Here is a 20273-nt window from a genome sequence, read left to right as displayed (position 1 = left end):
CCAGCACCGGCGACATATGTCGCCGATGCGCCTTAAAACCATGGGAAGATCTCGACTTTTGGTATCAGACGGATATACGCAGGAATATTCTCATGAAATTAATTAGGTCGCTTGATCTGAGGTGGAAACAGACATGAAGAAGACGACACGACGTCAAGGCGCAAAGACCGCACCAAAGGCCAACGGCTCGGTCGATGCGGCAGAAAACGCCCATGACGACGTGACTGAACGCATCCGGATCACGCTTGCCACGGCGATCGGCGAAGGTGCGCTCAAGCCCGGCGTCAAGATCCTTGAGGACGCGATCGCCGACCACTTCGGCGTGAGCCGCACAGTGGTGCGTGGCGCCCTTGGCGTTCTGGAAAGCGACCATCTCCTGGAACGCAAGAAGAACCGCGGCACCTTCGTTGCCGAACCGGGCATCGAAGAGGCCAAGGCCTTGTTCGAGGCCCGTCGCAAGCTTGAGCACGTCATCCTGGAGCTGGTCCTGGACCACGCGACCGCCGACCAGTTGGACGCGCTTGAAAAATTGACCGACGAGGAAGAGCACATCCATCACCATGGTGATGAGAAGTCGAAGACGGTGCTGTCAGGCAAGTTCCATGTCGTTCTGGCAGAGCTCGGTGGAAATGCCGTCTTGACGGAGATACTGTCGAAGATCGTCGCGCGCCTCTCGCTCGTCATGTCCCTGTACGAGGAGGAGCGGAAAGAAGACTGCGGGGCTGATCACCACCGCCAGATTGTCGGCGCTCTGAAAGCCAAGGATTTGGAAAAAGCGCAACGGTTGATGGATCATCATCTGGCCGACATCGAGGGGCGCGTTCGGCTGACCGAGGGACAGGGCGATCGGCATACCTTCCTAGCCGTGTTGGAGAATTTCTCCTAACCAGTTTGGTCTTGAAGGGATACGAACTGCGACCCTGTAACTCCAGAGCATAGGTCTGAAATAACTCAGAAGCGAATGTCAGCCTTGCTCGCATTGAATAACCGATACGGGACCGGGAGCGGACCGCCCACTATGCATTTGGTTTTACGGAGAGCTACCTCTCTGCAGGCTGTCCTCTTGGGAATGCCAATCTCCAACAGCAATTTCCTAGCCCATTTGTGGCGTTTCGCACGGGACGTCAGCCGCACGATATGGACCGCCCAGCGAGGAGCGGAGCGTACGCGGCAAGTCGGTGGGATATGAACTCTGTGAACAGCCGCACGCGCTTCGTTTTGCGTGTTTCCCCCTGCGTGAGAAGCCAGATCGTTGCACGTGATTTCAGATCGATGCCCGGAACTCTCGCCAGCAGGTGATCGGCATCTCCGACGAAACAGGGCAGTTTGGTCATGCCGATCCCTTGCCTTGCCGCAGCGATCTGCGCGTCGGCGTCCGGCGTCCTGAACGGAACCCCTGTGGCGCGAACCTCCCCATCGTTGACCCAGTCCGGAAGAGTCTGACCGCGGATGACGATGGGCCGGATTGGATCCGTCACATCCGCAAGCCACGCGGCCAGTCTATCGCAGGACATATAAACACCCGCGAGCAGATCCGGACCTTTCAGGCCATGAAGATTGAGCGGCAGGGTCTTGCGATCGGAGACCATCCGGATCGCCACATCCGCCTCCCGGTTGGTCAGATTCACGACCTCGCCGGTCGATACGATCTCCATCTCGATGTCCGGATGTAGACGCGCAAAATCTGCGATATCCGGCATGAGCAGGTGTGTCGCAAGGAACGGGGGCAGCGTCACCCGCAGAAGCCCGCGTACGCTCTGATCGCGCCCGAAGACGCGCGTCTCCAGTTGGTGCGACGAGGCTTCCATCTGGTTCGCGAACTCGAGAACCTCCTCGCCCGCGGCCGTCAGGCGGTAGCCCGAAGGCAGCTTTTCGAACATCTGCGCCCCGAGGTGCTCCTCGAGCTGAGCAATGCGTCGCAGCACGGTCGCGTGGTTGACTCCCAGGCTCTTGGCGGCAGCCCGCACTGAGCCGCCACGCGCGGCAGCAAGAAAGTAGCGAACGTCATCCCAGTCGATCATGGTCCATTCCCGCGCCGCGTGGGGCGGCTTCCGAATACAAGTCTACCATACTGAGCGGGATTGCGCGTGATCGTCGCCGCGTTCGATCAGGTAAGTGGATCGTTTTCGCACCACGGATGCGCGCGATTGCACACTCACCGCCTGGCACCGGCGAACCCATATGGAGGCTGTCGGAGGATGCCTCCGCAAAGCGATGACCCGAGACGCGACACAAGGAATGCATAACATGACCAGATTGAATGGAAAGACCGCCGTGATCACGGGCGGCGCCACCGGTATCGGCCTCGCCGCCGCAAGGCGCTTCATCGAGGAAGGTGCCTTCGTCTTCATCTACGGCCGTCGGCAGCAAGCACTCGATGCGGCTGTGGCCGCGCTTGGACCCAACGCCCGCGCGGTGAAGGGCTCGGTCTCGGATGAGGCCGATCTGGATCGGCTCTACGCGGCGGTGAAAGCCGAGCGCGGAAGCCTCGACGTCGTCTTCGCCAATGCTGGGGCCGGAAGTCCGCTTCCTCTCGGCCAGATCACCGCCAAGCACATCGACGACACTTTCGACACCAACGTGAAGGGCACGATCTTCACGGTCCAGAAGGCGCTACCGCTGATGGGCCTGGGCGGTTCGATCATCCTGACAGGATCGAGCGCCGGCACCACAGGCGCTCCCGCTTTCACCGCCTACAGCGCCAGCAAGGCAGCCGTGCGCAATCTCGCACGGACCTGGGCCGAGGATCTGAAGGGCACCGGCATTCGGGTCAACGTGCTGTCGCCCGGGGCGACGGCCACCGAACTGGCAAAGGAAGCGCTCGGAGAGGAGGGCCAGAAGGCCTACGGCGCAATGACCCCGCTGCAGCGCATGGCCGATCCGGCAGAGATCGCGGCCGTGGCCGCCTTTCTAGCGTCAGGCGACAGCAGCTTCATGACCGCCAGCGAAGTCGCCGTCGACGGTGGGCTCGCCCAACTCTGACCCCGGCGCGGTTCCGTGCCTAACTCACACACACAGAAGGACAAAGATTATGAAAGCACTAGAAGGTAAAATCGCAGTCATCACGGGCGGAAGCAGCGGGATCGGCTTGGCCACCGCCAAGCGCTTCGCGGAAGAAGGTGCGCAGGTCGTGATCATTGGGCGACGCGAGAAAGTCTTACAGGAGGCCGCGGCGATTATCGGGAAAAACGTGACAACAGTCGTGGGCGATGTCTCGCGCTTGGAGGATCTGGACCGGCTCTACGCCACCGTAAAGGAGAAACATGGTCACATCGACATTCTCTTCGCAAACGCCGGCGCAGGTACGGTCGCTCCGCTTGCGGCAGCGACTGAGGCCCATTTTGACCAAACCTTCGATGTGAACGTGAAGGGTCTGTTCTTTACGGTGCAGAAGGCTCTTCCCCTCTTCAAGGACGGCGGTTCGATTATCCTGAACTCTTCGGTCTCGAATGTGATGGGACTGCCAGCGTTCAGCGCCTACGCAGCAAGCAAGGCGGCTGTTCGCAGCTTCTCGCGGTCCTGGACCCAGGAACTGAAGGATCGCAATATCCGCGTCAATACGATGAGCCCCGGCGCGATCGAGACTCCCGCCTTGGCGACAACGACCGGCCTCACCGCCGAGCAAGCCGAGCAGGCGGTCGCCCAGTTTGCGTCACAGATCCCGATGGGTCGCAGGGGCAAGCCAGAGGAAATCGCGGCTGCCCTCACGTTCCTCGCCTCCGACGAAAGCTCCTACATCACCGGCATCGATCTCGCCGTCGACGGTGGGTGGGCGCAGGTCTGACCCGGCGTTAACACAGAATCGGAGAAGCATTATGAGGTATGCAATCATCGGCTTCGGCAATATCGGCCGAGCTCTGGCCCAAGCGTTTTCCCGCAAGAGCATCGAAGTGTCCGTGGCAACCACGCGTGACCCGGAAAGTTTTGCAGCCGAGGCTGCCGCGATTGGGCCGTGGGTCATTGCCAAAACACTGGCGGACGCCGTCAAGGCGGACGTCATCTTCCTGGCTGTGCGTTTCGAAGCGCACCCGGAGGTCGCGAAGACGCTTCCCACCTGGCAGGGGAAGACAATCGTCGATGTGACCAATGCCTACGGCGTGCCCCCGGAGGAACTTGGAGGACAACCTTCTTCCGCCTTTGTTGCAAAGGCCTTCTACGGTGCAAGTGTGGTCAAGGGGTTCAACCACTTGGGCGCTGCGGTTCTTGCCCAAGATCCGGCCGTGCATGGTGGCAGGAGAGCCGTGTTCCTGGCGAGCGACGATGACGCTGCCGCAGCGCAGATCGGCACACTCGCGGAAAATCTCGGTTTCTCGCCGATCAAACTTGGCGCGCTTTCGGAAGGCGGGCTGCTGGTCCAGGCGCGCGGAAAGAGCTGGGGTCATCTGATCTTCAAGGACCTGGTCAAGTTCGACTGATGAAGACCACCTGCCCACCGGCAGCGCCACGCTGCTTGGATCGGATCGAGCGCGATCCGATCCAAGCGAAATGGAGAAATAATGATGAGCACCGAAAAAAACATCGAGACCGTGAAGGACTTCTTCGCTGTGATCGGCCGCGGCGACAAGGAGGCTCTGCTGGCGCTGGTCGCCGAAGATATCGAGTGGATCATCCCGGGCAAGGACTGGCCGCTGGCCGGCACCTACCGGGGGCACGCGGGGCTGGCAGATTTGCTGGAGACGGCATCCAGGTCGATGGAAACCTCCACGGAACCCCGGGAGTTTGTCGCACAAGGAGACCGTGTTCTCGTCATCGGCTTCGCCAGCGGGAAGGTCAAAGCCACGAACAAGCCGTTCGAGGACGACTGGATCTTCGTCATCACGGTCCGGGACGGCAGACTGACCAGCATCCGGGAATATATCGATACGCAAGCGCTGGCCCGAGCCTCGCAGATGGACGCGGCCGGAGCAACATAGTGCAGGCCTTCTGCAACATCGGCTTTCGCCGAAGGTGAATAATGCCCAACCGCAAAGGAAATTCCGATGTACGACCAATCCAAACTATCCGAGTTGATCCGGTTTGCACGCATTGATGCGGGTGCCACCGTCATCGACGTTTACCCAGGCGACGGTGACTGGACGCGCCTGTTCTCCGACATCGTCGGACCCGAAGGTCGAGTCACCAGCTTCGTGCCGGCCGAAGTCGCGCACTTCAAGAACGATCCGGTCGGCGTCATGCGAACGCTCGCGCAAGAGGCAGGCCGGGAAAATGTCGAAGCCCTCTCAGCGGACCTCGTGGCGATGGCGGAGATCACGCAGCCAGCAGATGTCCTGTGGCTGCACCTGTTCTACCACGATCTCCACACCGCGCTGATGCAGACCAGGGGCGCGACGGCGGCCGATTTCAATCGAGCTGTCTACGAGCGGCTAAAGCCCGGTGGATTCTACGTCATCGTCGATCACGCCGCCGCCGCCGGAGCCGGCGCAGGTGATGCCCAGTCATTGCATCGCATCGACCCTGCCTCAGTGCGCGAGGAGGTGGAGGCTGCCGGCTTCGTACTGGATGCGGAAAGCACCTTGCTCGCGAACAGGAACGATTCACACGCGATCAAGGTGTTCGATCCCATGATCAAGGGCGAGACCGATCGCTTTGCATATCGGTTCGTGAAGCCCTGACAGTGGCCGGCGCCAAGCGCAAGCTGACCTCCCAAGGATGCCACGACACTGCTCAACTGGGCCAGTCTGTAGCAACTTCAGCTTTCGGAACTTGCTGGAGAGCCTGCAAAGGGTAAGCTTGCGGGCGCACTGCCGTCCGGAAGCATTGACTCGGTCGGTGGTGTCTCTGATCGCATTTCTGCTAAAGCAGGGAAGGAAATCGCCCGCGATGTCGCAACTGCCGAAGTGTGTAAAAGGCGCACGGGATGATCAGCCTCTCGCTCATCAGGACCCTTGTTTTGAAGGAGAAGCGCTAGAGTGAGCACCGACCTGGATACCGTGCGGTCCTATGATGCGGTCGCGGCGGAGTATGCTGCCGAGGCGGCGGCGATGCCCGAGTGGGTCGCGACCGAGATCGATGCGTTCGTGACCGACCTGGGCGGCTCGGGAAGGGTGCTGGAAATCGGAAGCGGTGGCGGGCGAGATGCACTTGAGTTTGAGAAGCGGGGAATTAGCGTCCGACGTACCGACATTTCGAAGGGCTTCGTCGAACTGCTTCGCGAAAGCGGCTTCGAGGCCGACCTGTTGGACCCGCTGACCGATGACATGGCAGACCCGCAGCGTCCCGGCACACCATACGATGGGATCTGGGCCTGCGCCTGCCTAATTCATGTCGCGCGCGAAAATTTCGGCACAGTGCTTAGACGGCTTGCCGGGGCGACCCGGACCGGTGGGCGCCTGCACGTCTCGGTCAGAGAGGGCGAAGGCGAGGATGTATCCACCCACGGCAGCGCCGCAGCACCGCGGCATTACGCCGAGACGTACTGGCGCGAGTCTGGCCTGCGGTCCGAACTCACAGACGCGGGCTGGATCGTCAGCAAGGTACGCCAGTGTGTCGGAAAGCCCCATGATCGGTGGCTGAGCGTGCGGGCGAGCCGGGCGTGACGCTCACAGATCAGGGGAATCGCTCCTTGTGGCGACTGTGAAATTCAGGTGATCCATAATGCCCGCTTCTGGGTGAAGGTAAAACCTGCCCCTATGGCCGATATGGGCGCAAGGTCGTCTACCAGCTTTAAATTAGCGTTGGCACTGTTCCGGACGGCTTCTTCGCCTTGAGCAGACTCGAACGCTCGGCACCATATTGTCTTTGCCATTTCGAATTAATTCAGCTGTTTGGTTTTCGAAGCGGAAGACAGTCTATTCTCCAATCGGAAGTTCAATTTCTTCGCGGTTTTTCTTTGCGCCCTCGATCAGGACCGTGTTGAGCCAATGGTATGTGTCGTGTCCCTGAACGAGGTTGGCTACTCGACAAGGCGTGGGTAGGCGTCCATGACGCTATGAACTTCCGCAGGGAAGCCCAAACCGACAAGAATGGTAACCGGTTTTCTGAACATATCGGGCTTCATTGCTCTCTCCTTCCCAACCCGGAATGTTGACGGGCGCCGTCCCGACGGCGCCCCTGACATAAGGGCGACGTTAAAGATCAAGCGGCCCTTTGCGCCTCGATCTGGGCCGGAGCGATCGAGGTCAAAGCGGGTGTGCTCTGGATCGTGATCTTCCGCCGCTTCAAGGCCTCAGGGATCTCACGGAGCCTGAGGGAACGGATACGGTTAATAGTTAGCTAAAAGCCGCGGCTGGACGACGTTCGATACGTGCCAGAGCAATCAGCTTGACCGCGTCAAAACCGGCCGCGCCCAGATGGATCGCCTCGGTCGCAGCAAAGGTGACGACGTCCTTGGGCATTGCCTCCAGAAGTCGCAGAACGTGGATAAACTCACGCTTACCCCGATTGACCATCCGCGCCTCCAGCAAATGGCGTAGATGCTGGAACACCTCCGGCAGGTCCCAACCCTGCAGGGCGGCTGCCTGGTCGAGCGCATTGGGCTTCATCTCGATCAGCGCCGCGCATGTAAGCTCGCTGCATGTCTGCTCTTTCGCAAGCGACGCGGTCAGACTCCCTAATCTGACTGAAGCACATATCTTTCGTTGCACCACGGGTTGTGAAAATATACGATTGTTCTGGGGTCGCCCTTGAATTTTCTCGCCTTTTCTCGCCCGCATCGCATGTGAACATTTTTCACAACAGTATTTTTGGCTTCCAGGTGATCTTCATTTCGCTAACGAGGCACAGGGCGGATCAGCCCGCACATCAAAGGGGATATCAATGAAACAGTTCCTGAACTTTGCTGCCGCGACCTCGATCGCGCTTTCGTCAGCGATCGCCGCCCCCGCCCAAACGCCCGTTCCAACGGCAAGCGACGTTCTTGTCAAATATGGCGAGGTCGAGGGATGGACTGTCTATGCAAACCAGACCCGCAGAGATTGCTTGATCGTGCGCGATTTTGGCTTGGGCTCCGTGCAGATGGGCGTGACCGCAAATGAGGAAGTTGGATACCTTGGCGTATTTACCAAGGCAGACCTTGGCTTTCAGAACGCGACCAAGTCGGAGGTCTTCGTCTCGATCGACGGTCATCTCTATGCTGGCATCGCCACCGCTACGCGCGGCGAACTTAAAGGCGGTTACTCCGGCGGCTACATCCTTTCAGACGATCCCAACTTCAAGCGCGACCTGGCCAAGAGATATGAGATGGCTGTGTTTCCCGAAACCAAGGGAGCTTTTGTCGTGGATCTGAAGGGGACCTACAAGGCAATGGCATTGGGCGCGAAGTGCCTCAAGCATTGACGTGATTGGTCACCGGATGAAGAATATGCTGTCGGTTGTTAAGTCGATCGCCACGCAGTCCCTCCGGAACGTGCAGTCTCTCGATGAGGCTGCCTCGACATTGACGGCGCGCATCGCAGCCTATGCGAAAGCCCACTGCCTGTTGCTGCAACGGGCTGGGTCAGCGCGACTTTGTCCGATATCATGGATGGCTCGAAGATCAACATCGGCCTTGAGGGCGGTGACCGGATCAAGGCTTCGGACCATTGGTCACGCTCGACCCGAAGGCTGCTCTTTCCTTCTCGGTGGTGTTACACGAGCTGCTAACGAACGCATAGAAATACGGCGCGTTGCCGAATAAAGACCGTGTTGTCGATATTCGCTGGACTATCGCGGGCGACGTTTTGCATGAGCGCTAGCATGCCAGGCGTGAAGCAGTTTCATCTCTGCACGCGTTCATGCAAGAGCATCGCCACGGAGATATCGACCGCTGGCGAATGCGGCGTGAGACGATGTACAGAGATATCGTTGAGCGCCTTAACCGATTATCAATTTGCTCAACTTGCCCAATCCAGTAAGATCGGCTGCCGCTGCCGCGAGTTCGGCAGGCGTGGCTAGGAGGTAACCTTGACAGGCTCATCCCGCACCACATCCTGGGGTTTGTCCGCGAAGCTATTTACCACCCTAGTCGTCTTGGGCGCGATCGCAGTGCTGGTCACAGGTGTTCTTGGTTACGTCCAAGCCCGTGACGCGCTTGATAAGGCGATTTTCGACCAGCTCACGGCCGCCCGGCAAACCAAAACACGCCAAGTCGAAGGCTACTTCCGCACGATCGATGCCGAATTGCGTCTTCTTGCCAATTCCAAGATGGTTGTCGATGCCACACGCGAGCTCCGAATCGCAGCGAACAAGCTCAATCGGGACGGCGCTTCACCCGAATTGCGCGAGAAGGTCGACGCTTGGTACGCCGACGATTTTATACCCGCAATCACGCGTGTTCAGGGCAAAGAACCGGCTGTGGCTGATTATCTGCCAGTCGACGCCGCTTCCTACTATTTGCAGTATCACTATATCGTCGCCAATCCGAATCCGAAGGAACGACGCAGGCTCGTCGACGATCCCGGCGACGGAAGCGACTACAGCAAGCTGCACGCCCTGTATCACCCGTTGATGCGCGCCGCAGCCGCGACGGTCGGATTCTTTGATCTGATGGTGGCCGACCCCAAATCGGGTCGCCTGATCTACACAGTCGAAAAGGAGGTGGACTTCGCCACGTCCCTGCAGACCGGTCCCAACCGCGGCAGCAATGTCGCCGCCGCCGTCGCCCGATGTGCCGTGCTCCTTGACCGGTCGACCGTCTGTCTTGAGGATTTTGCTCCTTATGCCCCATCGCGTGGGGCGCCAACGGCCTTCATGGCGGCACCCGTCGTTGACCGAGGCATCATCATCGGTGTGTTGATCGCGCAACTTTCAAACGCGGAGATCGACGACGTTGTCACCGGCGGCCGCCGTTGGCGACAGGAAGGATTTGGCGAGACGGGGGAGGCCTATCTCGTCGGGCCCGATCATCTGGTCCGCTCCGGCCCGCGGGCGTTCTATGAAAATCGGGAGACCTATTTCGCCGAACTCAAAGCCGTTGGCGCGCCGGAAGAGGAGATCGCCGCGATCCGGAGCTACGGGACCCCTGTGTTGCACCAGCGTGTTGACACCAAAGCCACGCAAGCGGCGCTCGCCGGCGTCGAAGGCACGGGGGAAATTATTGGATATCGCGGCGTCCCGACCCTCGCATCCTGGGGACCGCTCGCCATTTCCGGCGTCAACTGGGCTTTAGTGGCCAAGATCGATACAGCTGAGGCATTTGCGCCAATCTACCAGTTACGCCGGAACCTGCTGCTCGTCGGGGGGCTGGTGCTGCTGGCAATGGCTTCCACCGCCGCGTGGCTCTCCCGCGCGCTGCTTGGACCTTTGCGCGAGCTCACGGCGGGCGTGAGACGCTTCGCTGCGGGGGACTACGGTGCCAGCGTGCCGGTCCGCTCGCAAGACGAAATCGGCCAGCTCTGCTCGGCCTTCAACGGCATGGTCGTTGATCTCCACGAGAAGAATATCGTGATCGAAAACAAGAATCGCGAAAACGAGCTTTTGCTCCTGAACGTCCTGCCGGCGCCAATCGCCAATCGACTGCGGGGCGGTGAAGAGGGTATTGCCGACGGGTTTGCGGAGGTTACCGTTGCCTTTGCCGATCTTGTCGGCTTCACCAAGTTGACGTCCGACATGCCACCCGGTGAGGTCGTCACCCTGCTTAACAAACTCTTTAAAAGGTTCGATGCCGCCGCCCTTGAGCTTGGCATCGAGAAGATCAAGACGGTGGGCGATGCCTACATGGCGGTCTGCGGCATGCCTGAACCGGTTGCCAACCATGCCGAGCGGATGGTGCGCATGGCCATTCGCATGGTCCATATTGCCCGCGAGCACGGCATCGAACACAACACGTCTATGAAGCTGAGGGTCGGCATAAATACCGGTCCAGTCGTGGCCGGTGTCATCGGGACGAGCAAGTACATCTACGACCTGTGGGGTGATACCGTGAATCTTGCAAGCCGTATGGAGTCCGGAGGAATCCCGGATACCATCCAGGTCACACGTCCGGTCTACGAAAAGCTCAAGGATCAGTTTGCCTTCGAGGAGCGTGGTACGATCGAAGTCAAGGGCAAGGGAAAGATAGAAGCCTGGCTGCTGAGATTGTAGGCATTTGTCGATTTGTTGTGTACTCGTGATCACCCAGTCATCGACCCGAGGGAGCAGCTTGCATGGCCGATACGATACACCCGGCAGCGATTGAACACTTACCCCCCTTCGTCACAGCACCGGGGCAGACGGACTATCTCTTTATCGGGGTCATTATCTTCTTGATCGTGATCGTCCTGGTCATCGGCAACCTGTATTTCCAGTTGCACGCCGTGCCCGAACGCATGGCGCATCGCACCAGCAAGGTGCAGATGGAAATCGTCGCCGTTCTGGCGCTGATCTCGCTGTTTACCCACAATCACCTGTTCTGGATCGCCGGCCTGCTGCTAGCATTCGTCCATATTCCGGATTTCTCGACCCCGATTTATTCGATTGCGGATTCGCTGGCGAAACTCTCCGGCAGACCCACGGTTGACGAGGAGATCGATAATCCGGGACCGATCGAACACAGGGAGCCGGTGCCTCTGCCGGAACCCGTGGCCCGCACCGACACCCATGACGGAGGTATCTGACGATGCTTGAACTGATTTTGTGTTCCATGCTCACGGTTTTTCCCGACTATCTCTTCCGTAGATACGGCCAGGGCAAGCGGATCGGCGTCGATATCACCCTGTACACCATGTGGTACGAACTGCGATGGGGCATCACCGCCTGCCTCGTGCTGACGATTTCCCTGATCACTATGATCTTCTACTTCCATCCCTCGACCAAGAGCGTCACGGCGCTCTTCCGCACCGTGACGATCCTGCCGGAATCGGTCGGTCGCGTCGATGAGGTCTATGTCGGGCTGAACCAGAAGGTTGCCGCCGGCGATCCGCTCTTCAGGCTCGATGGCGCGGTGCAAGAGGCCGCAATCGAAACGGCCCGCCGCCGCATCCTGGAGCTGGATGCCGAAGCGGAGGTTGCGAAAACCGAACTCACGACGTCCGACGCCCAAATCCAGGAGGCCGAAAGCGCATACCAGACTGCCGTCGACGAATACGATATGAAAGCCCAGCTTCTGAAGACCGACGCGGTTGCCAGACGCGAAGTCGAACGCCTCGCAACGACCATTGAAGGCCGCAAAGCCGCGGTGGCCGCGACAATAGCGACCAAGAGCACGCTGGAAACAAAGATCAAGACATTGTTGCCAGCCCAAAAATCAAGCGCCGAGGCTGCTCTCGCCGAGGCGCAAGTCGACCTGGACAAAACAACGGTTCGCGCCGGCATTGCCGGCACCGTTCAGCAGTTCACGTTGCGTGTCGGCGACGTCGTCAATACGATGATCCGTCCGGCAGGCATACTCGTGCCCGAACAGGCCGGGCGCGGCAATCTGATTGCCGGCTTCGGACAGATCGAGGCGCAGGTGATGAAACCGGGCATGATCGCCGAGGCGACTTGCATCGGCAAGCCGTTTACTATCATTCCGCTTGTCGTGACCGAGGTCCAGGACGTGATCGCAGCGGGACAGCTGCGTCCGACCGATCAGTTGATCGACGTGCAGCAGATGGCGCAACCCGGAACGCTGACCGTCTTCCTCCAGCCGCTTTATCCAGGCGGACTCGATGGTGTTCCTCCAGGCAGCAGTTGCATCGCGAATGCCTACACCAACAATCACGATGCGCTGGCCGATCCGAATATCGGCACACTGAAATGGGTCTATCTGCATGTCGTAGACACCGTCGGACTGGTGCATGCGATGATCCTACGCATACAGGCAATGCTGCTTCCGGTGCAGACGCTGGTTCTCAAGGGTCACTGAACCATAAACGCCGGCACCCACAGGCTGCCGGCGAACACTTTTTGGGTCGAACTCATACCCGTCGCATCGAACCGGACTGGATCTGAACATGAGTAGCTTGCTGGAAGAAATCCGCCGCAACCGGGCGCTCTGGTTGTTGGTCTTCGTGCCGATCGTACTTGCTGCCGAACATCTGGTGCCGACCGCCCACACCATGCTGTTCATCCTGTCGATCCTGGCTATTTTTCCGCTTGCCGTATTGCTTAGCTACGTGACAGAAGGCGTTGCGGCAAAGATGGGAGATGCCACGGGCGGCCTGCTTAATGCTACGCTCGGCAACCTGACAGAGCTGGTCATCGCGCTTACTGCACTGCAGGCCGGTCAGCACGACCTGGTCAAGGCATCCATTGCCGGTGCGATCGTCACCAACACCCTGTTTCTCCTCGGGGCGTCCTTCCTGGTCGGCGGATTGAAGTATCGGGTGCAGGAATTCAACCGTGTCAATGCCCGCTTCCAGTCAAGCCTGCTGTTCGTCGCGACCGTCGCGATCCTGATCCCCTCTGCCGTATCCGCCGCTGATTCCATCACCATGTCAGAGTTTACCCGCAAGCTGAGCGTCGGCCTCTCCCTCCTGCTAATCGGGGTTTACGCCCTTGGCCTGCTGTTTTCGCAAAAGACCCATCGCGAGCTCTTCAGCAGCTCCGAAGCCGGTGAGCACGGCCCTACCCCCCCGACGAGCGTTGCGCTTCTAACGCTTGCGGGCACGACGCTGCTGGTGGCCCTGGTCGGGGAGATATTCGTCGGCTCCGTCCAACAAGCCGCGACCTCCTTCGGTATGACGCCCGCCTTCGTCGGCTTCATCATCGTGGCGTTGGTGGGGGGGGCGCCGAAATGGCATCGGCCTTTTCCGGTGCGCGCAAGAACCGACTGGACCTCAGCGTCGGGATCGCACTTGGCAGCGCAGCGCAGATCGCCCTATTCGTCGCCCCGGTTCTGGTGCTTCTGAGCTATGTAATCGGCCCGACACCCATGGACCTACAGTTCTGGCCCGGGGCCGTCATCATGATGTTCCTTGCAGCCATGACCGTCGTGCTGGTGACGTCCGGCGGGCATTCTACATGGTTCGTCGGCGTCCTGCTGCTGATGGTTTATCTGATCCTTGCCATGACCCTCTATCTGTTGCCGCCTCAGACATCGGAGGCGCAACCCATTTGACCTGAGCCCCTGAACTTCCTCCAATTTTTGGTAGAGTCCGTCGTATTAAGGAGACGGACGGAATGAAGCGTGCACGGTTTACGGACGAGCAGATCATCGGAATGCTGAAGGAGCAGGAGAGCGGCCAGAGAACGGCTGATGTCTGCCGCAAGCACGGAATATCCGAGGCGACTTTTTACAAATACAAAGCAAAGTACGGCGGCATGGATGTCTCGGACGCCCGGAAGCTGAAGGCCTTGGAAGATGAGAATGCCAAGCTGAAGAAGTTGCTCGCCGAGGCGATGCTGGACAACGCCATTCTGAAGGATGTCGCGTCAAAAAAATGGTGACGCCCGGTGCAAGGCGGGATGCGGTGGCCCACGTCTGCAAAGAGCATGACGTGAGCCAGCGCCGGGCGTGTGCAATCCTGGCCATTGATCGGTCGAGCGTGCGATATTGCAGCCTTCGGCCGAACGATGCGTCCATTCGGGAAGCCATGAGGCAGGTCGCGTCGGAGCGACGCCGCTTCGGCTATCGCCGTATCCATGTGATGCTGGATCGGCAGGGCATTGTCATGAACCTGAAGAAGCTGCGTCGCCTCTACCGTGAGGAAAAGCTTGCAGTTCGCAAGCGCGGCGGCCGTAAGCGGGCTTTAGGAACACGACGGCCCATCGCGCTGCCGTCACGGGCCAACGAACGGTGGAGCCTCGACTTCGTCAGTGATGCATTCACCGATGGGCGGCGGTTCCGCGTCTTGGCCGTCGTCGATGACTTTACACGGGAATGCCTCGCGCTGGTCGCCGACACATCCCTTTCGGGTCCGCGCGTCACGCGTGAACTCGATATCGTCATGGCTCAACGCGGACGCCCTCACACGATTGTCTCGGACAACGGCACGGAACTGACCTCAATGGCAATCCTCAGATGGTGCCAGCAGACACGTGTCGAATGGCACTACATCGCACCGGGAAAGCCGATGCAAAACGGCTTCGTGGAAAGCTTCAATGGCAGTTTCCGCGACGAGTGCCTCAACGAAACACTATTCTCGTCACTGCCTCACGCCAGAGCCGAGATCACCGCATGGAAGGAGGATTACAACAGGCAACGACCGCATTCATCGCTGGGCAATATCACGCCCAACGAATTCGCTGTGAAAATGGCTATGGAAAAACAGGCCGCATAGAGCCAGATTGAAAAACCAAGACTCTCCGAAATCTCGGAGGAAACTTGGGGCTCAGGTCACATTCCAACGATCAGCCAGGCAACCGGAGGCTTGTCGTTCTATGCGGACCGGTGGGAAATGAAGAGAATGAGCCGCGACGCAGTTGCTCCCATCTCAGGAGAAGGCCCGCGCTGCTGGTCATCGTAACTGGGACAGCCCTTCTGTTGGCCTCTATCGTCGTGCATCGCGTTGCAGTTCTGCTGCTCTATCACATTGGCATCCGCCCTCTCAGTCACGCAGGAAGCCTCAGCCCGCTTTCGCGCCTTGGATGGTGCTACGTGTTCGTCGTTGGCTTCGTCATCGCCCATCTCGTCGAGATCATCATCTGGGCACTCGCCTACAGGCTGACAGGCGAGCTGGCGAGCGTGGAGGAGGCCGTCTATTTCTCCGCCATCACTTTCGCGACCATCGGCCATGCGACGTCACGCTGTCGGGTAAATGGCGTCTTGCGAGCGCGATCGAGGGCGTGAACGGTATCCTGCTGTTCGGCTGGACAACTTCATTTCTCTTCAAGGTTTCCACCCTGCTATGGTTCGGCCAAATAAAGTCGGCCGAACCTGACAGCCGACGAAACGGGGACTGAGCCCGCCAACGCTCCACAGCTAAAGCAATGTGAATGGCAGGCAGTCTATTCTTTCACAACGACCCACTGGTCCTGGGGGTTGAACGTGTTGATCTTATCACCGATCTCGCTTGTATGATCTCCAAGATCGGCCTCGTAGACGATACCACTCTTGTTAACGACGAAGCATTTGACGCCGGTGATGCCATATTTCACCGGCCAAGCGACAAGACCAAAGCCAGCGATCATATTCCCGTTGATAACATAGTCGAACTTGCCACCGGCGACATTGTCGCCCTGCGCTGTGAGAATACGGTATCGGTAGCCGTTGTATCCCAAACCTGCCTTTGCTTTTTCCAGCGCGTCGCCTTCCACTAGGTCCGAACCGGCAGGGCTCTCGTCGACGTCGCCCTGTTCGGCAGGCCAATACAGTCCGTCGTGCTTGCCGTCACTGCTGATCAGTCTCTGCGCGTATTCTGTAACCCCATCGTCGTCACGATCCTGGGAGGCGTATTCTTCCTGGGCGTCGACGTAAGCCCGAACGGTGTCGATGGTCGAGAGTTCATTTTCGCCGACGCGGCGGTCCGCCATTTCCTCGAGTCCGGCATAGGTATCGAACGCCCACTTACCGTCCTTTTTCTTCACCAGCGGAAACGGGAGGGGCCAAAGCTGATTACCGATCTCCAGCATCTTGCCACCCCCTTGATCCTTCAAGATGAGCTTTTCCTTCACCCCGGCCTCGATCGCGGCATAGTTGTCGGTAGCGCCATCGCTAGCTTTAGCTTTCGCCGCATCCAATCCGAGCAAATGCGCCAGTTTGTCAAAATCTCCGACAGCCGCCTTGAACGCCTCAACCGCCTGCTGGGGCGTCGCAAACTTCGGCGGATCGTCCGTGGACATGTATTCCTCAAGGGGTGGATCGTTGTCAGCATCCGCAGGAAGCGCCGGTCCCGTCAACAGCGTACCGCCTATAAGAATTACCCCGAGAACCGGTAGCATCAATTTTACACGTACCATTTCCATGATCCTCAGTTCCTGATCATCTTAGCGACGGCGTCCGCCACCACCACCCCGATTAATTTGCCTTCCACCTCCACCACGATGGCTGCCCATTGATTGCGCCCGGTGATGCCCACCGCCATTCATGGACTGACGACCACGGTTCGAGTTCATCTGCGTCTGGCGTTTGTTGCTGACGTTTCCAACCGCTGAGCGGTTGCCGGACTTCCTTGCCTGGGCGCCCGGCTTCGGTTTGTTGACCTTGCGGTTGACGTTCTTCGGCTTGTTAGAAACGTTCTTGTTACCGGCAGCCGGTCGATTGGCGGCCGCTTTCCCATCATTCTTTCGCGCCGCTGCAGTGGGTCTGTCCTTATTGCGGTTGCTGCTCGCGCGCTCGCGCTCCGTGCGAGTTCGTTTGGCGTCGACCTTGCTCTTTCGAACGTCATCCACCGAAACCTTTGGATTGCTTGTTATCCTCTCGCCGCCGTTTCGACGGACGTCTTTAGCCCGATTGGCGATGTTGTTACCCCGGTCTGCCTTGAACTCGGTCTTGAACTTGCCACGATCGATGTTGGCGATCTGGTTCCTGTCGAAATTGATTTTCGACCGGTCGATATTTTTCCAGTCGACGTCGCCCATCTTGAACTTGTCGCGGTCTATATCAATGTTGTTGAAACACTTGTTGCAATCGATATCGACGTCGCCGTTCCAGCGCCCGCCCCAGACACCCAAGTCGTCCCAGTCGATCACGGCGGCCCAGATTGCCGCGCCTGTTATGGCAGCCGCGAAATATGGTGCCGACGGGTAATAATAGCTTGGGTAGGGATCGTCATAATAGGAGACTGGCGCCTGAACATAACCAGGCTCGTAAAGCATTTCAGGTTCGTATTTCGGCACATATATCTTTTCCGGATCGGCCGCCTGGATCACGACGTTCTCGCCCTGCGTTTCGACCTTCACCTTTTCGTCGCTCTTGATGATGCCGCTTGCCACGGCCTTGTCGCGCAAGTCCTGAATGGCGATCAACACATCCTTTTGCTGATAGGAAAGCGCGCTTCCAAGCGCCTGCGTCCAATCGAGGTCATCGCTCATCATTTTCAGAATATCGGGATAGTTGAGCAGCGAAATCACGCTGTCGTCCCAGCTCTCTTTCGGTTTCAGCTCGGCCTTGCTTTTCTTTTGCTCAAGAAAGCGTTGCGCTTCGATAATCTGTAGCGGATAGAGCGAAGAAGAGGACACCAGCGCGACCAGCTCATCCGGAAAGAGAGCTATGCGCGCGACAAGCACCTCCAGTTCGCTCGCCGTTAGAGCAGTCGGCGTCGCGATCGCTTCTTCGCTGCCCGGAGGGGCCGGCTGTTGTGCGCTGGCCGTGGTTGAAATCGCGTCGGCACTGGCTGCAAGGCTGAACACCGAAACCAGGAAGATCGCCGAAACGAAGCGTGAATATGCTGAGAGGCCATGCAGTTGCATCTCATAGTCCTCCATAAGCGGTAGCGCTGACAGTCGCGCACCCTGAGAAACCTGACTGCGCGCCGGAGCATCGAAAGCCAACCGTGCATCCATGAAGAGAACGTCGAAGCTTCCGGGTGATTATGCGTCTTTCGTCAGAGAATGAAAGCGGCGCGCGCACTCCCGCTCGAATGTCCCGCCGCGTCGCTGTCGACGAGCGGTTGAGGTGGCTCCCCTCTCGCCACGAGGGCATCTTGTCCTCGTCGGCGTCAGATTCTGAAAGGCGTGCCAGAGGGGTGTAGAAGCTCGCAAACTGAAATCCGTTCTGCATATTCCTTCTCCTGACGCGCTGCATATCGTTTTGCCTTTGCCGCAAACCGAACTGGGCCTGCCAACCAGACCGATCGCAAAGGATCGGCCTGGTCTTTTTAAACGTCACTTTTTTTTCGTCGCGTTGTACATATCGACATAACTGCGCCCGACGGCGCGCACCGCGCGGCCGATATCGTCATAGGCATCATCGGGCAGATTGGCGAAGGACACCCGCACACTCCAGTTGGGTGCATCGAACCCACCGCCGTTCAGAAGCACGATGGCGTGATCTTCCGCGAGCCGGGCCACAAGGTCGAGCGGATGCACATTCGCCTTCAGCCACGTCACCATATCTTCACCGACATATTTCCGCAGCCAGAACTCGAAATCGATCGTGCCGTAGTAGGCAGCAAAATTCGCATTCGGCTGCAGATCGAGCGGCAGGCCTTCGAGCAGTGTGTTGACCCTCTTTTGGCATATCTCCATGCAGGCCTTCTGGTAGATCTTGTCGGTGTCCATCAGTTCGCTGATCGAGAACATCGTCATCATCACCTGCTGTGGCAGGGATAGGCCCGCCGTGTGATTGAGGGCGACGTCGCGGCTGTCGGCCACGAGACGATCGATCATCTTGAGCTTGCGCGGCTCCAGCGTGATCGAGGTATAGCGCTTGTCTAGCGCCTCCAGCTCCTTGGCCGGAAGCTTAGCCAGCAGATCGTCGAGAATGTTCTTCTCGTGGATGCCGATGACGCCGAGACGCCAGCCGGTGCAGCCGAAATATTTCGAATAGGAATAGACGCCAATCGTGTTGTAGGGCAGTTCGCACATCAGCGAACGGAAGCCGGGCACGAAGGTACCATAGACGTCGTCGGTCAGGAGAATGAGGTCGGGTCGCTTCGTCTTGACGAGATCGACCAGTTTCTTCAGCGTCGCCGTATCGATCGCCATCGATGTCGGATTGCCCGGATTGACGACGAAGAAGGCCTTGATCTTCGGGTCTTCGAGTTTCGCGATTTCCTCGTCGGAATACTGGAAGCGATGCTCCTGCGTGGCGCGGATATGGACCGCGTTGAAGGCATAGTCTTCCAGTTCCGCAATCTCGATATAGGGCGTGAAGATCGGCGTGCCCATCGCGATCGTGTCACCCTTCTTCAGGATGCGGTTGGCCATCAACGACTTGAAGATGTAGCACATCGCTGCTGTGCCTCCCTCGACGGCATAGAGGTCGAATTTTCCGGAAAGCGCCGTATCGGCGCCCATCGCCCACATCAGGTAGCGATGCGAGATCTGCTCGGCATGCACCAGCATGCGGTCAGGCACCGGATAGTTGTCGCCGATGATCGAATCGGTGAGCTCGAACACGAAGGCATCGGCATCGAAGCCAAATGCCTTGACCCCGTGATCGACCATCTTAGACAGGAAGTCGGCACCCGCATCTTCCGCACGCTTTTCAAGCCAGGTTTGCAACCGGGCGGCAATGCCATTCTTCTGCGGCATCCCGGCGAGGCCCGCCACAGAATTGTCCATCGAGCGGCGGGATTCCGACAGCGCAAACATGCCAAACAGGAAGAAGGCTTCACGTGGTTTGGTTGCAATCCAGTTCGGATTGCCACGGCCAGCATTGAGTAGCGCACGGGTCGATTTTTCCGCACCGCTCTTGGCGAGCTTCATCAGGCCGTCCTTAATCTCAAACGGGCTCATGCTCTCGTATTTCTTATAATCGATTACGGTCATTGGCTTAGTTCTCCTGTGAATTCAAAGCGCCCGGGAGGGTGTGAACGGCATTCTGCTGTTCGGCTGGACGAGGGCGTTCCCCTTAA

Annotated in this window: 18 protein-coding genes and 4 pseudogenes; 15 read left to right on the top strand and 7 right to left on the bottom strand. The window is 58.7% G+C overall.

All coding sequences use genetic code 11. From position 1 onward, the window contains the following. Nucleotides 1-133 precede the first annotated feature (133 nt). Complete coding sequence (locus tag ASG68_RS07975) at nt 134-886, top strand: GntR family transcriptional regulator (protein WP_062578780.1); 753 nt, start codon at nt 134-136, stop codon at nt 884-886. A 238-nt stretch (nt 887-1124) separates the two neighbouring features. On the opposite strand, the gene ASG68_RS07970 is transcribed toward ASG68_RS07975, so the two are convergent. Next, complete coding sequence (locus ASG68_RS07970; RefSeq protein WP_062578778.1) at nt 1125-2021, bottom strand: LysR family transcriptional regulator; 897 nt, start codon at nt 2019-2021, stop codon at nt 1125-1127. A gap of 226 nt (nt 2022-2247) precedes the next feature. Between ASG68_RS07970 and ASG68_RS07965 the strand changes: the two genes are divergently transcribed. The 6 genes from ASG68_RS07965 to ASG68_RS07940 all read left to right on the top strand — a co-directional run bounded on the left by ASG68_RS07965 (nt 2248) and on the right by ASG68_RS07940 (nt 6536). After that, entirely contained in the window at nt 2248-2982 is a 735-nt protein-coding gene (locus ASG68_RS07965; RefSeq protein WP_062609247.1) for an SDR family NAD(P)-dependent oxidoreductase, read from the top strand. Nucleotides 2983-3031: 49 nt separating this feature from the next. After that, nucleotides 3032-3784 (top strand): SDR family NAD(P)-dependent oxidoreductase, encoded by a 753-nt coding sequence (locus ASG68_RS07960; RefSeq protein ID WP_062603840.1) that lies wholly within the window; start codon nt 3032-3034, stop codon nt 3782-3784. A 31-nt stretch (nt 3785-3815) separates the two neighbouring features. Then, entirely contained in the window at nt 3816-4415 is a 600-nt protein-coding gene (locus ASG68_RS07955; protein WP_062609245.1) for an NADPH-dependent F420 reductase, read from the top strand. Between the two features lie 84 nt (nt 4416-4499). Then, complete coding sequence (locus ASG68_RS07950; protein ID WP_062578878.1) at nt 4500-4913, top strand: nuclear transport factor 2 family protein; 414 nt, start codon at nt 4500-4502, stop codon at nt 4911-4913. Nucleotides 4914-4979: 66 nt separating this feature from the next. Beyond that, a complete protein-coding gene (locus tag ASG68_RS07945) occupies nt 4980-5612 on the top strand; it encodes a class I SAM-dependent methyltransferase (RefSeq protein ID WP_062603837.1) in 633 nt (210 codons plus the stop codon). A 297-nt stretch (nt 5613-5909) separates the two neighbouring features. After that, complete coding sequence (locus ASG68_RS07940; RefSeq protein ID WP_062578768.1) at nt 5910-6536, top strand: class I SAM-dependent methyltransferase; 627 nt, start codon at nt 5910-5912, stop codon at nt 6534-6536. Nucleotides 6537-6895: 359 nt separating this feature from the next. Here ASG68_RS07940 and ASG68_RS32205 read toward each other — a convergent pair. From ASG68_RS32205 to ASG68_RS30310, 3 pseudogenes are all read right to left on the bottom strand, one after another. Beyond that, nucleotides 6896-6997, bottom strand: a pseudogene (locus ASG68_RS32205) (DUF982 domain-containing protein); the annotation flags it as partial. A 77-nt stretch (nt 6998-7074) separates the two neighbouring features. Further along, nucleotides 7075-7182: pseudogene (locus ASG68_RS32960) on the bottom strand (molecular chaperone Hsp20); the annotation flags it as partial. Between the two features lie 26 nt (nt 7183-7208). Further along, nucleotides 7209-7493 (bottom strand): annotated as a pseudogene (locus ASG68_RS30310) (IS21 family transposase); the annotation flags it as partial. Between the two features lie 262 nt (nt 7494-7755). On the opposite strand from ASG68_RS30310, the gene ASG68_RS07930 reads away from it, so the two are divergent. From ASG68_RS07930 to ASG68_RS07895, 8 genes and pseudogenes are all read left to right on the top strand, one after another. Continuing rightward, on the top strand, nt 7756-8274 hold the full coding sequence (locus ASG68_RS07930; protein WP_062603833.1) for a hypothetical protein: 519 nt from the start codon (nt 7756-7758) through the stop codon (nt 8272-8274). 16 nt (nt 8275-8290) lie between these two features. Next, nucleotides 8291-8614, top strand: a complete 324-nt coding sequence (locus ASG68_RS32955) for an HWE histidine kinase domain-containing protein (protein ID WP_082478544.1) — start codon at nt 8291-8293, stop codon at nt 8612-8614. Between the two features lie 299 nt (nt 8615-8913). Further along, the gene (locus tag ASG68_RS07925) at nt 8914-10998 is read left to right on the top strand and encodes an adenylate/guanylate cyclase domain-containing protein (protein WP_062609471.1); all 2085 of its coding nucleotides are present in this window, start codon (nt 8914-8916) and stop codon (nt 10996-10998) included. 62 nt (nt 10999-11060) lie between these two features. Then, the gene (locus tag ASG68_RS07920) at nt 11061-11510 is read left to right on the top strand and encodes a hypothetical protein (protein ID WP_062603831.1); all 450 of its coding nucleotides are present in this window, start codon (nt 11061-11063) and stop codon (nt 11508-11510) included. Nucleotides 11511-11512: 2 nt separating this feature from the next. Beyond that, complete coding sequence (locus tag ASG68_RS07915; protein WP_062603828.1) at nt 11513-12739, top strand: HlyD family secretion protein; 1227 nt, start codon at nt 11513-11515, stop codon at nt 12737-12739. Between the two features lie 88 nt (nt 12740-12827). After that, nucleotides 12828-13933: pseudogene (gene cax / locus ASG68_RS07910) on the top strand (calcium/proton exchanger). Between the two features lie 62 nt (nt 13934-13995). Continuing rightward, nucleotides 13996-15095 (top strand): IS3 family transposase gene (locus tag ASG68_RS07900; protein ID WP_156384830.1). Its coding sequence is split into 2 segments (ribosomal slippage): nt 13996-14248 and nt 14248-15095, totalling 1101 coding nucleotides; the frame shifts between segments, so codons are not numbered across the junction. A 203-nt stretch (nt 15096-15298) separates the two neighbouring features. Then, complete coding sequence (locus ASG68_RS07895; RefSeq protein WP_244484139.1) at nt 15299-15604, top strand: hypothetical protein; 306 nt, start codon at nt 15299-15301, stop codon at nt 15602-15604. Nucleotides 15605-15762: 158 nt separating this feature from the next. Here the strand turns inward: ASG68_RS07895 and ASG68_RS07890 are convergent, their stop codons facing one another. From ASG68_RS07890 to ASG68_RS07880, 3 genes are all read right to left on the bottom strand, one after another. Beyond that, complete coding sequence (locus ASG68_RS07890; RefSeq protein WP_062609469.1) at nt 15763-16713, bottom strand: DUF2950 family protein; 951 nt, start codon at nt 16711-16713, stop codon at nt 15763-15765. Nucleotides 16714-16740: 27 nt separating this feature from the next. Next, on the bottom strand, nt 16741-18165 hold the full coding sequence (locus ASG68_RS07885) for a DUF3300 domain-containing protein (protein ID WP_062603826.1): 1425 nt from the start codon (nt 18163-18165) through the stop codon (nt 16741-16743). Between the two features lie 414 nt (nt 18166-18579). Then, nucleotides 18580-20187, bottom strand: a complete 1608-nt coding sequence (locus tag ASG68_RS07880; RefSeq protein WP_062609239.1) for a bifunctional aspartate transaminase/aspartate 4-decarboxylase — start codon at nt 20185-20187, stop codon at nt 18580-18582. Nucleotides 20188-20273: the final 86 nt, after the last annotated feature.

The sequence above is a fragment of the Rhizobium sp. Leaf453 genome (assembly GCF_001425605.1).
In the GTDB taxonomy this organism is placed as follows: Bacteria; Pseudomonadota; Alphaproteobacteria; order Rhizobiales; family Rhizobiaceae; genus Pararhizobium.
The sequence above is the reverse complement of the archived record's forward strand: the minus strand, read 5'-3'. Positions and strand labels throughout refer to the sequence as shown.